The 11,239-nt window shown below is 68.8% G+C and carries 9 protein-coding genes; 2 read left to right on the plus strand and 7 right to left on the minus strand.

From position 1 onward, the window contains the following. Positions 1-10: 10 nt before the first annotated feature. The 7 genes from CV103_RS16860 to fliG all read right to left on the minus strand — a co-directional run bounded on the left by CV103_RS16860 (position 11) and on the right by fliG (position 7,851). Positions 11-1,369 (minus strand): flagellar hook-length control protein FliK, encoded by a 1,359-nt coding sequence (locus CV103_RS16860; protein ID WP_107395623.1) that lies wholly within the window; start codon positions 1,367-1,369, stop codon positions 11-13. An 88-nt stretch (positions 1,370-1,457) separates the two neighbouring features. Next, positions 1,458-3,542 carry a flagellar biosynthesis protein FlhA gene (gene flhA / locus CV103_RS16865; RefSeq protein ID WP_107395624.1) on the minus strand — a complete coding sequence of 695 codons (2,085 nt, stop codon included), beginning with the start codon at positions 3,540-3,542 and terminating at the stop codon, positions 1,458-1,460. A 28-nt stretch (positions 3,543-3,570) separates the two neighbouring features. Beyond that, positions 3,571-3,999 (minus strand): helix-turn-helix domain-containing protein, encoded by a 429-nt coding sequence (locus tag CV103_RS23105; RefSeq protein ID WP_015458117.1) that lies wholly within the window; start codon positions 3,997-3,999, stop codon positions 3,571-3,573. Beyond that, positions 3,999-4,382, minus strand: coding sequence for a flagellar motor switch protein FliN (gene fliN, locus CV103_RS16875; RefSeq protein ID WP_015458116.1), 384 nt, complete (start codon positions 4,380-4,382; stop codon positions 3,999-4,001). The genes CV103_RS23105 and fliN overlap by 1 nt, the downstream gene beginning before the upstream one ends. After that, a complete protein-coding gene (gene fliF, locus CV103_RS16880; protein WP_187294038.1) occupies positions 4,379-5,980 on the minus strand; it encodes a flagellar basal-body MS-ring/collar protein FliF in 1,602 nt (533 codons plus the stop codon). Before fliF ends, fliN begins: the two co-directional genes overlap by 4 nt. A 118-nt stretch (positions 5,981-6,098) precedes the next feature. Next, the gene (locus tag CV103_RS16885) at positions 6,099-6,779 is read right to left on the minus strand and encodes a FliH/SctL family protein (protein WP_107395625.1); all 681 of its coding nucleotides are present in this window, start codon (positions 6,777-6,779) and stop codon (positions 6,099-6,101) included. 37 nt (positions 6,780-6,816) lie between these two features. Continuing rightward, positions 6,817-7,851: a flagellar motor switch protein FliG gene (gene fliG / locus CV103_RS16890; protein ID WP_015458113.1), complete on the minus strand. Its 1,035-nt coding sequence runs from the start codon at positions 7,849-7,851 to the stop codon at positions 6,817-6,819. A gap of 101 nt (positions 7,852-7,952) precedes the next feature. On the opposite strand from fliG, the gene CV103_RS16895 reads away from it, so the two are divergent. Together CV103_RS16895 and CV103_RS16900 are read left to right on the plus strand one after the other, a co-directional pair. Continuing rightward, a complete protein-coding gene (locus CV103_RS16895) occupies positions 7,953-10,652 on the plus strand; it encodes an NHL repeat-containing protein (RefSeq protein ID WP_245896917.1) in 2,700 nt (899 codons plus the stop codon). A 23-nt stretch (positions 10,653-10,675) separates the two neighbouring features. Continuing rightward, on the plus strand, positions 10,676-11,098 hold the full coding sequence (locus CV103_RS16900) for a flagellar biosynthesis protein FlgB (RefSeq protein WP_015458111.1): 423 nt from the start codon (positions 10,676-10,678) through the stop codon (positions 11,096-11,098). Positions 11,099-11,239: the final 141 nt, after the last annotated feature.

The following is an 11,239-nucleotide window of genomic DNA, read 5'->3' on the forward strand; positions in this document are numbered from 1 at the left end:
GTCGTTCCCTTCAGGCCCTTACGTCCACTCGGCCGCTGGCGCGCAGCGAACGATAAGCGGGTTGATCGTCGGTCGGGCCGCTGCCCAGGGCCGGACCGCCCTGGGCCTCGCGGCCGTCGAATGCTTGCTGCCCGCGCTGCCAGGCCGTGCCGGCATCGCCGCCGCGGCTGTCGAAGCGGAAGGACTGGGCGTCCGCCCGCACGCCGGCATCGGCGAGCGCGCGGCTCAAATCGCTCGATTCCCGGCGCAGCATGTCCAGCGCCATCGGGCTGTCGGCGGCCATCACCGCGCGCAGGCTGCCGTCGCGCTCGAAGGAAAGGCGCACGTCGATCCGCCCCATCTCGGCCGGATCGAGCCGGATCAGCACCTCGCTGCGGCCGGCGGAGATGCCACGCGCGATCTCCACGCCCATCTCGCGCCCGATCCGCCCGGCCTCGGCCGTGACGACGGCCTGCGCGGGGGCATGCGGCGCGGCGGCGCCATAGGGATGGGCCACCGCGCGAGGCGCGATGCCGGGCAGCGCCTGGCTGAACAGCGGCGAAGGTAGGCCATCGGGGCCGTCCGGCGCGGCCTGCCCGGCGGCGGCGTTGGCGGCCGTCGCGGTCTCTCCGGCCGGCCTGGCGGCGGGACGCGCCTCGATGGAGACGCCGGCTGCTTCGGCATCCGCCGTGGCGAGGGGATTGTCCGGCGCGATCGGGGCGTCCGCCGTGACCGGTGCCGGGGCGGGCGCCGCCGCGAGCGCCGTTGCCGGGCGCTGCGGCTCGATTGGCTGGGCGGCGGGCCGGGTTGCGCTATCATCCCCGGCGATGTCGACCGGCGCTCCGTCCTTATCGGCACCGTCATCGTCGGCGCCAGGATCGTCTGCCGCGATATCCATGTTGCCGGCGTCCGCCGCGACGACGGGCATCTCGGCGACGTCCTTGGCCGGGACGGCCGGCGCCGCCGGCTTGTCCGACCGGGTCGAAGCCAGGGTCGCCGGTGCGACCTCGGGCTGCGCCGCGGTCTTCACCGATGCCTCGCGCGGTGCGGGCGGGATCGGGCCGGCGGCATCCGGCAGCAGGTTCTGTTCCTCGCCTTCGGCAACGGCCTCTCCGGCCGGCGCCGGATCGTCGGCCGGAGCCGGCTGTTCGGAAGGCAAGGGCAGGGAAGGGGCGGCCGTCTGGGCGATCTGGCTGGCCTGCGTATCGGGCTGGGCGGGAAGATCGGCCTGGTTTCCGGCCGTCACCGGCGTCGCGCCGCCTTCCGCCGTCGCATCGGAGCCGGCGCCGATCAGCGCGCCGAAGCCCGCCGCCGCCGCGCTGGCGCCGGCCGATCCCCCTTGCGGGCGGGTGGATGCGGCAACGGCCGGGGCAATCATCGATATGGTCATTCGGCCCTTCCTGTCGGTGCGTTTCGCACCTCACATTCCATTATAGGATGGAAAGGCGCGGTCGGGTCGCGCCCTGCGCCGATCCGGCTCATCCGATGGTGCCGATCGCGCGGATCCGGGCGCGGGCGTGGATCTCGTTCTGCGAAAGCACCACGGTCGCCGGGCGCACCCGTTCGATGATCGATCGCACGAAGGGGCGGATCGTCGGGCTGGTCAGCAGGCAGGGTATCTCGCCCTCCGAGGCCAGCCGGTCATAGGTTTCCCGCACGGAGGCGATGAAGCCCTGCAGGCTGGAAGGCGCCATGGCGAGGTGGCGCTCGTCCCCCTGGCCGACGATGCTCTCCGCGAACTCCTGGTCCCAGCGCGGCGCCAGCGTCACGATCGGGATGGTGCCCTCGCGGGTCTGCGCCGCCGATATCTGGCGGGCCAGCCGGCCGCGCGCATGCTCGGTGATCTGGGTGAGGTTCTGGGTGTAGGCGGTGGCTTCGGCGATGCCTTCCAGGATGGTCGGTATGTCGCGGATCGAAACGCCTTCGGCCAGCAGGTTCTGCAGCACACGCTGCACGCCGGAGACGGAGATCTTGGCCGGCACGATATCCGAAACCAGCTTCTCCGATTCCTTGTGCACCTCGGTCAGCAGCTTCTGCGCCTCGGTATAGGATAGCAGGTCTGCGATGTTGTCCTTGACGATCTCGGTCAGGTGGGTGGTGATGATCGTGCCGCTGGAAACGACGGTCAGCCCGCGGAAGCCGGCCTCGTCGCGCAGCGACCGGTCGATCCACAGGGCCGGCAGGTTGAACACCGGCTCGCGCGTTTCCTCGCCCGGCACGCCCGCCGATCCGCCGGCGGGGTTGATGACGAGCAGCTTGTCCAGCCGCAGCTCGCCGCGCGCCGCCTCCGTTTCCTTGACGTAGACGACATATTCGTTGGGCTGCAGCGCCATATTGTCGAGGATGCGGACGGACGGCAGCACGAAGCCGTAATCGATCGCCATCTGCCGGCGGAGCGCGCGGACCTGATCGTCCAGCCGGGGCTCGGCCTGGCTGTCGTTGATGAGCGGGAGGAGGGCATAGCCCAGCTCGATCCGCACCGCGTCGATCGCCAGCGTGCGGGCGATCGGCTCCTCGGCCTGCGCGCTTTCCTGCTCGCGCGCCATCGCCTCGGCCATTGCGGAGCGGGCGGCCTCCGCCTCGTTCCGCCGCGTCATCTTCCAGGCGAACCAGCCGCACAGGGCGGCAAGGCCGGCAAAGGGGATGAAGGGCATGCCCGGCACCAGCCCCAGCACCGCCATCAGCGCGGCCACCATGCCGAACGCCTTGGGATAGCGGCCGAGCTGGTCGCCCAGCGCCGCGCCCGTCTTGCCGGCGACGCCACCCTTGGAAACGAGCAGGCCGGCGGCGGTGGAGACGATCAGCGCGGGGATCTGGCTCACCAGCCCGTCGCCCACCGTCAGGATCGTATAGGTGCGGAAGGCATCGCCGAACGGCACGCCGTGGATCACCACGCCCACGATCAGGCCGACGACGATGTTGATGCCGGTGATGAGGAGGGCGGCGACCGCATCGCCCTTCACGAATTTGGAGGCGCCGTCCATCGCGCCGTAGAAGCCGCTCTCCGCCTCGATCTCGGCCCGGCGCTCGCGCGCCTGCGCCTCGGTTATCATGCCGGCGGAAAGATCGGCGTCGATCGCCATCTGCTTGCCGGGCATCGCATCCAGGCTGAACCGCGCCGCCACCTCGGCGATGCGGCCCGCGCCCTTGGTGATGACGACGAAGTTGATGACGATCAGGATGATGAAGATGGTGAGGCCGATCACCGTCTCGCCGCCCATCAGGAATTCGCCGAACGCCGCGATCACGCCGCCGGCCGCCTGGTGGCCTTCATGGCCGTGGCCCAGGATCAGGCGGGTGGAGGCCAGGTTCAGGCCCAGCCGCAGCATGGTGACGATCAGCAGGATCGTCGGGAAGCTGGAAAGCTGGAGCGGCTTTTCGATGAACAGCGCCGTCATCATGATGAGGACGGAGGCGGTGATCGAAAGCGCCAGGCCGAAATCGAGCATCCATCCCGGCATCGGCAGGATCAGCATCGCGATGATCGCGATGATGCCGCCGGCAAGCGCGAGGTCGCGGCCGGGGCCGAGCCGGTTCAGGAACTGTTCGAGCTGGATGGGCATGCGGGGCTCCGAGGGCGGGCGGCCGGGATCAGGCCGCCGGCGAGACGGGAATGCCGTCCTCGATGAAGGTTCTCAGCTTGTTGCGCATCGTCCGCACCGAAATGCCGAGGATGGTGGCCGCCGATGTGCGGTTGCCGCGGCAGTGGGCCAGGGTGCGCAGGATCAGGGCGCGCTCCACCTCGGCCACGGTGCGGCCGACGAGGGCGTCGATCATCCGTGCCGGCACCGGCGTCGCGGCGCCGGCCTCGCCGCGCAGGCGGGCGACGATGTCGCGCACGTCCACCGGCACGTCGATCATCACCATGTCGCCGCGGGTCCGGCCCAGCCGCTCGATCGCCTCGCCGGTGGCTTCGCACACGGCCAGGGCATCCGGGTTCGCGCGCGCCATCACGGCCGCGATCTCGGATGCGCTGGCCGGATCGCCGACCAGCAGCAGGTGGGCGCCATCGGGTGGCATCAACGATCCTGCCGGATGATTTCGGTAAGCGTCACGCCCAGCGCGCTGTCGATCAGCACCACCTCGCCACGGGCGATCAGGCGGTTGTTGACGAATATGTCCACGGGCTCGCCGACGCGGCGATCCAGCTCCACCACCGCGCCCGGCTTCAGCTTCAGAAGCTCGCCAATGTCCATGCGCGACCGGCCCAGCACCGCCTGCACCTTCACCGGCACGTCGAACACGGCCTGCAGGTCGTCGGCGGAGGGCGGCGCGGCGGATGCGGCCCGGTAATTCCACCCTTCCGCCTGGTCGTCAGCCGCCGTCTCGCCGGTTTCCGGGCCGAAATGGGTCGGCGCCAGCAGACGGGCTTCGGGGTCGTTGGTCATCTCGTCGTCCTTCATGCGTTCATCCATTGGCGGATCACCGAAGCGGATTCGGCCGGATTGGCGGCGATCGCGTCGCCGATGCGCCGCAGCGCGGATAGCTTGATGCGGCCGTCGACCTGGGCGAGCGCGATCTCCTGATCGAGCATCGGCACCTCCTCACCCTGGCGCAGCTCCTCCAGCAGGCGCATCGCCTCCTCGTCGCCGTCGGCGGCGCGGGTGGCGAGGTCCAGCATCTCGGGCTGCTGGCCGGTCAGCAGGACGGGCTCGGCATCGTTGGCGGCCGTGGGCATCAGCCTGGGGCGCAGCATGCGGATGCCGATCAGCACCACGCCCGCCAGCACCAGCACCTTCAGCAGGCTGAACAGATTGTCCGTGGTGATGCCGAAGGGCAGGGCGCCATCGGCCAGGCCGGGCTCCTCGGGCGCCACGAAGGCCATGCTTTCCACGACCACGCTGTCGCCGCGCTCGGCATCGAAGCCCACGGTATTCTCCACGAGGCGCGTCAGCCGCTGGATCTGCTGCTGCGAAAGGCCCTTCGGCCCGCCGTCGACCATCACGGCCACGGTCAGCCGGTTGATCTTGCCGGGGCTGCGCACGCTCACCGTCTGGGTGCGGCTGTTCTGGAAGGTGATGTCTTCCGAGGATTCGTTGCGGGCGGACCGGCGGGTATCCTGGCCGTTGCCGTTGATCGGGCCTTCATTCTCGGGAAGCTGGGTGGCAACCGTCACGCCTTCGGCGCCGGCCGCGCTCTCGTCATTCTGCTCGCCCGATTCCACCGTCACCTGATGCGCGATCACCTGCTTGTCGGGATCGAACATTTCGGCTTCCTCGCGCATCTGGTCGCGGTCGAGCTGGGCGGAAACCTCGGCGCGCACCTTGCCGGTGCCGACGATCGGCTCGACCATCGCCTCGATCTGCGAACGCAGCCGGGCCTCGACGGCGGCCTGCCGCTCCTCGATCTCGGAGGAACCGGCGCCGCCGCCTTCGCCCGCGCGGGCCAGCAGCGCGCCCGACTGATCGACGATCGAAACGCTTTCGGGGGCAAGTTCGGGAACGGAGGAGGAAACCAGGTAGCGGATCGACTGCACGGCCTCGCCGGTCAGCTTGCCGCTGGTCTTGACGGTGACGGCGGCGGTCGCCTTGCGCGGCTCGGCGGCAAACATCGCGCGCTCGGGCATCACGATATGGACGCGCGCCTTGCTCACCCGCTCCAGGCTCTCGATCGACCGGGCAAGCTCGCCCTCGATCGCGCGGGTCTCGTTCATCTTGGCGCGGGAGGAGGAGACGCCGAACGGTTCCTCGGCGTCCAGCACCTCATAGCCGATCTTGCCGCCCAGCCGCTCGCCGGCCATCGCCATGCGCAGCTCGGCCAGCTTGTCCACCGGCGCCAGGATCGACGTGCCGTCCGGCGAAAGCTGGAAGGTCACGCCCTGGGCCTTCAGCTTCTCGGTGATCGATTGGGCGGCCGAAGGTTCGAGATCGGTGTAGAGATAGCCCATTTCCGAAGAAGAGCCTCTCAGGGCGAGCGCGCCGATGCCCAGCAGCAGCGCCAGGGCAACGCCGCCCATGATGAGCAGGCGGCGGGTGCCCAACTGCGCGATCAAATTCCGCATTCCGTCCAAGGCTGGCCTCGTGTTTCGATCACAAAGGCCGCTGCCCTTGCACCTCCATTATAGGAGGATATCGACTAGGCAACTCTTGCCGGTGCAGATTCTCTTCGCGTCTTTTTCTTCAATTATCCTTGGTTTCGCCCAGCAGCGGGCCAAGCTCCGCCAATATGGCGGCGCGGCGGTGGGCGGCGTCGACGGCCAGGCCGCCTTCCTCCCAGAAAATCAGCGCGTCGCTCTCGGCCATCTCCTCGTCGGCGATCACCGTCAGCGATAGCTTGCGCCGTTCCTTGCTCACCCGCACCGCGATCAGCCGCTCCATATCCTCGGCTATGGCGGGGTGGACGCGGATGCCGATGCGGGTGCCGCGGCTCACTTGCTCCAGCACGCGGCCCAGCGCCTCGTCCGCCGCGCGGGCGGGGGCCTGCTCCACGGCATGGCCCGCCAGCACCTCGGCGGCGGTGAAGGCCAGCTTGGCGGCGTCCTTCATCACCGCCTCGGTCGTCTGGGCGATGCGGGCGTCGATGTCGTCCAGCGTCGCGTGCAGCGCGTCGCACGCCGCCAGCACCGCCGCGTCGCGTTCGGACCGCGCCTGGGCGAGCCCCGCCGCGAAGGCGTCGCTCCGCGCGCGGGCGAGGATCTCGATATGCTCGGCGCGCAACCGGGCGATATCCGCCTCCAGGCTCGCGATCCGCTGCTGGAAGATGGCTTCGTCCACCGATGCCGGCGGCGCCTCTTCCGGGGCGGACGGAAAGCGGAAGACGCGATCGAAGCCGAAGGGCTTTACGTGGATGGCTGCCTCCATCGTCGACCTTTCATCATGTCCTGCCGGCGATGCCGGATCAGTAGATCATCGCATCGTCGCTCTTGGGATCGACGAGCATGATCTCGCCCCGATCGCCGAGCGATTTCGCCAGCCGCACCAGGTTGGCCTGTGCCTCCTCGCATTCGCGGGCGCGAACGGGGCCCATGGCGGCCATGTCGTCGCGCATCAGCTTGGCGGCGCGCTCGGTCATGCCGGCATAGAACATCTGGCGCATCTCCTCCGGCGCGCCCTTGAGGGCCAGCGCCAGCTCGCGCTTGTTGCAGTTGCGCACGATCGTCTGGATCGCGGCGGGCAGCAGGTTGGCGAGGTCCTCGAAGGTGAACATCAGCGCGCGGATGCGCTCGGCCGATTCCGGCGCGCGCTCGTCCAGCGCGGAAAGCATCGCCTCCTCGGTCTGGCGGTCGAGCGCGTTGAACATCTCGGCCATCGTCTCGTGCGGGTCGCGGCGCTGGGCGCGGGAAAGATTGCTCATGAACTCGCTCTTGAGCGTCAGTTCGACCTGCTGGATCACGTCCTTCTGCACGGTATCCATGCGCAGCATCCGCATCACCACGTCGGTCGCCAGCTCCTCGGGCAGTTCCGAAAGCACGCGCGCGGCATGGTCCGATTTCAGCTTGTGCAGGATCACCGCCACCGTCTGCGGATATTCGTTCTTCAGATAGCCGGCGAGCACCGTCTCGCTGACGTTGGAAAGCTTGTCCCACATCGTCCGGCCGGATGGGCCGCGTATGTCCTCCATGATCTCCTTCACGCGCTCGGGCGGAAGGATGCCTTCCAGCAGCCGCTCGGTCGTCTCGAACGATCCGTGGAACGTCGCCATGCTGGAGACTTCGGAGGAGAATTGGACGAGGAGATGTTCGACCACGGCGGAAGGCACGCGGCCAAGCTGGGCGATGCTGGCGGAAAGCTCCTTGATCTCGTCGGTCGAAAGCTGTTCCCAGATCGGCGCGCCATGTTCCTGGCCGAGCGCGAGCATCACCACCGCCGCGCGCTGCGCGCCGGAATATTTCTTCAGCTCCGCCGGCTCGGCGACCGGCACCATAACGCTCATGCCATGCTCCCAAAAATTTGGCGCGTTCGCGGCCGTCCGGGCCTCGATCCCTCTATCTTATAGGAGGAAGCCCGGCACGGGCCCGATCGGCGGAGGAAATTTTGACGATAAATTTGTCCAGCGGGCTGGTCGGTCTCAGTCTCCTTTCGGGCACCAACGGCTTCCAGAGCGGTTCGGGCACGACCTTCGACAGCGCCGCCGTCATCAAGGCCAAGGCCGCCTTCACCACGCCGGTCGTCACCGCGCCGTGGGAGGTGAAGACCGATGCCAAGTCGCCGTCCGAACAGATCGCCGCGATCAAGGCGATGCGCACGATCATCGACAAGGGCGCGGGCACCGACCTGGGCGACCTGCCCGATATCCAGACCTCCTTCACCGCTTATAAGGCGCTGGTGAACCTCAAGGTGCTGGCCGACAGCGCGGCCAAGCTCACCACCTCGTCCAGCGAGCGCAAGTCGCTGGAGGCGACGTTCGCCAAGGGGCTGGCCGATCTCAAGGCCTATCTCGGCCAGGCGCCCAGCGATCTCGTCAACCTTTCCTTCAGCCGGCCGACGAGCATGACCGAGAGCGTCGGCGTCAAATCGAGCGCCGACGCCTATCAGGTGATCGCCAAGGGTGTCGGCACCGCGCGCGACGCCGCGGTCCCCGGCCTCACCGGCAACGAGGTGCTGAAGATCGATCTGTCGCGCGGATCGATCCGCGACAGCGTGACGGTCGATCTCTCGCAGACCACGCAGCCGCCGACGCTCGATTCCGTCGCCGCCGCGATCAACGCCGCCATCGCCGCCGTGCCGATGCGCGATACGGCCGGCAACATCGTCCTCGACGAGAATGGCGACCCCAAGGCGCGCTGGCATTCCAGCTTCGCGGTCGAGAAGCATGACGGCAAATGGGGCCTCACGCTCAAGGTCAGCGGGTCGGAACGCATCGCGATCGATCAGGTGGGCGGCGACGACCGGCTGATGGTCGTCACCGGCCAGACCGCGCTCGACGCGCCGGCCAGCGTCCAGGTGCTGACATTCGACGATCCCGCCGGCAATCTCGACCGCTCGATTTCGGGATCGATCGCCGGCATCGATCGCGAAGGCACGGCGCAGGCCGCGCTTTCCGCCAATAATGCGAAGAAGACGGGGACGAGCGGGGCCGACGCGCCCAAGCCCGCGCAGGTGCTGGCCGATACGCGCGCGGGCGCGATCGTCACCGATGCGCAGGGCTACAGCTATGTCGTCGGCACCACCGAGGGCGATCTCGGCGCCAACCTCGCCGATGGCGACAAGGATCTGTTCCTCACCAAGCTCGACAGCGAAGGCAAGGTCGTCTGGCAGCGCACGCTGGGGCTGGCCGGGGAATCGAGCGGCGCCGCGATCAGCATCGCGCCCAATGGCGATCTGGTCGTCGCCGGCACGGTGCAGGGCAGCGACAGCGACATGCTGGTCGCCCGCTTCGGCGCCGACGGGGCGGAGATATTCTCCACCACCGTGGCCAAGGTCGGCAATGAAAGCGCCACCGCCGTCACGGTCGGTCCCGACGGGTCGATCTTCGTGGGCGGCAAGGCCTCCACCGGCGGCGGCGATGCCTATGTCGCGCGGCTGGATGCCAACGGCAAGGTGCAGGAACGGCTGACGATCGACAGCGGCGGCGCCGATACGGTGACGGCGCTGGCGGTCGACGGATCGGGCAAGCTCCTGATCCTGACCAAGGAGGATGGCGGCACCGCGAAGCTCCGCCAGGTCGATCCGCAGGCGCTTTCGACCGAGCTCGGGTCGATCACGCTCGGCACCGCCGATGCGCGCGCGATCGCGGTTTCGGATACGGGCGAGATCGCCGTGGTCGGCGCCACCATCGCGCCGATCGCGGGCGCGCAGGTGAACGGCATGGCGGGCGGCCGCGACGGCTTCGTCACCCGCATCGATACCGCGCTCGGCAGCGCCAGCACCACCTATATCGCCTCGGCCGGCAGCGACCAGATCGACAGCGTCGCTTACATGAACGGCGCGCTCTATGTCGGCGGCCGCACCACCGGCGATCTCGGCGGCACGCGCACCGGCGCGGTCGACGGTTTCGTCAGCCGCATCGACGCCGCCACCGGCGCGATCGAGACGACCCGCCAGTTCGGCCGCGCCACGCAGCAGACCGAACCGGTGCTGGTCTCCGCCGCCACCGGCGGCGATACGGCGCTGGGCGCGCTTGGCCTCACGCGCGGCACGGTGAACCCCGCCGAAACGACCACGCTCACTTCGCAGACGACGCTGCGCGCGGGCGACGAATTCAGCGTCAGCGTCGATGGCGGCCGGGTGAAGAAGGTGGTGATCGAGGCCGGCGAGACGATGAAGTCGCTCGCGGCCAAGATATCGAAGATCACCGGCAATGCCGCGAGCGTGATGGCGACGACGATCAACGGCGTCACCAAGCTGCGCGTCACCGCCAAGGCGGGCCGCTCCGTCGAGCTGGTGGCGGGGGCCGAAGGCCGCGACGCGCTCGTCAAGCTCGGCATGGAATCGACCCGCCTTGCCGCCAACAAGCCGCCGAGCGACAAGGACCCGAAGGTGAAGCCCGGCGGCACCTTCGGCCTCAATCTCAGCGCGGCGCTCAACCTGCTCAACGCCAAGGACGCGGCCTATGCCGCCAAGCAGCTCGAATCCGCCATCTCGATGACGCAGACGGCCTATCGCTCGCTTTATTGGGATTCCACCAAGGCCGCTCAGGTCGATGGCACGCTCAACGGCCAGGGTTCGGCCTACCAGCAGCGCCAGCTCGCCAATTATCAGGCCGCGCTCACCCGCCTCACCGGCGGCGCCTGATCGCGGGGAACAAGGAAACAGCCATGGCCACCGCGCCCACGCTCCTCACCGGCATCCACCAGTCGATGAAGCATCTGGCCGAACGCCAGCGCGTCATCGCGGAAAATATCGCCAATAACGAAACCCCCCGTTTCAAGGCGCGCGAGGTGGAGGCGCCCGATTTTTCGGAACTGCTGGCGGCGCAGGGCACGCGCGGCGCTCCCCGCGTGGTCCGCCCCCGCATCAGCCTGACCAGCGGCATGGCGGCGCTTGGCGCCCGGCCGCCGCAGGCGGGCAGCAATGTCGTGCTGGATCGCGACACGACCGAGACCAAGCCCGACGGCAATAACGTCACGATCGAGGATCAACTGCTGAAGATGGGGCAGGTGCAGGCCGATTTCACGGCGATGACCAACCTCTACCGCAAGCAGATGTCGCTCCTGAAAAGCGCGATCGGCCGCAACTGAGGGGCGGCGGCGGCGCCACGGCCGGGGGCCGGCCGTTTCCCGCCGCGCATGGAAATCGCCCGCTCGCCGGTCGGCAAGCGGGCGTTCGCGCATGTCGAGGCCCCGGACATGCGCGATATGGCCTTCATGACGCCATTCCCG

The organism is Edaphosphingomonas fennica (assembly GCF_003034225.1).
Taxonomy (GTDB): domain Bacteria; phylum Pseudomonadota; class Alphaproteobacteria; order Sphingomonadales; family Sphingomonadaceae; genus Sphingomonas_E; species Sphingomonas_E fennica.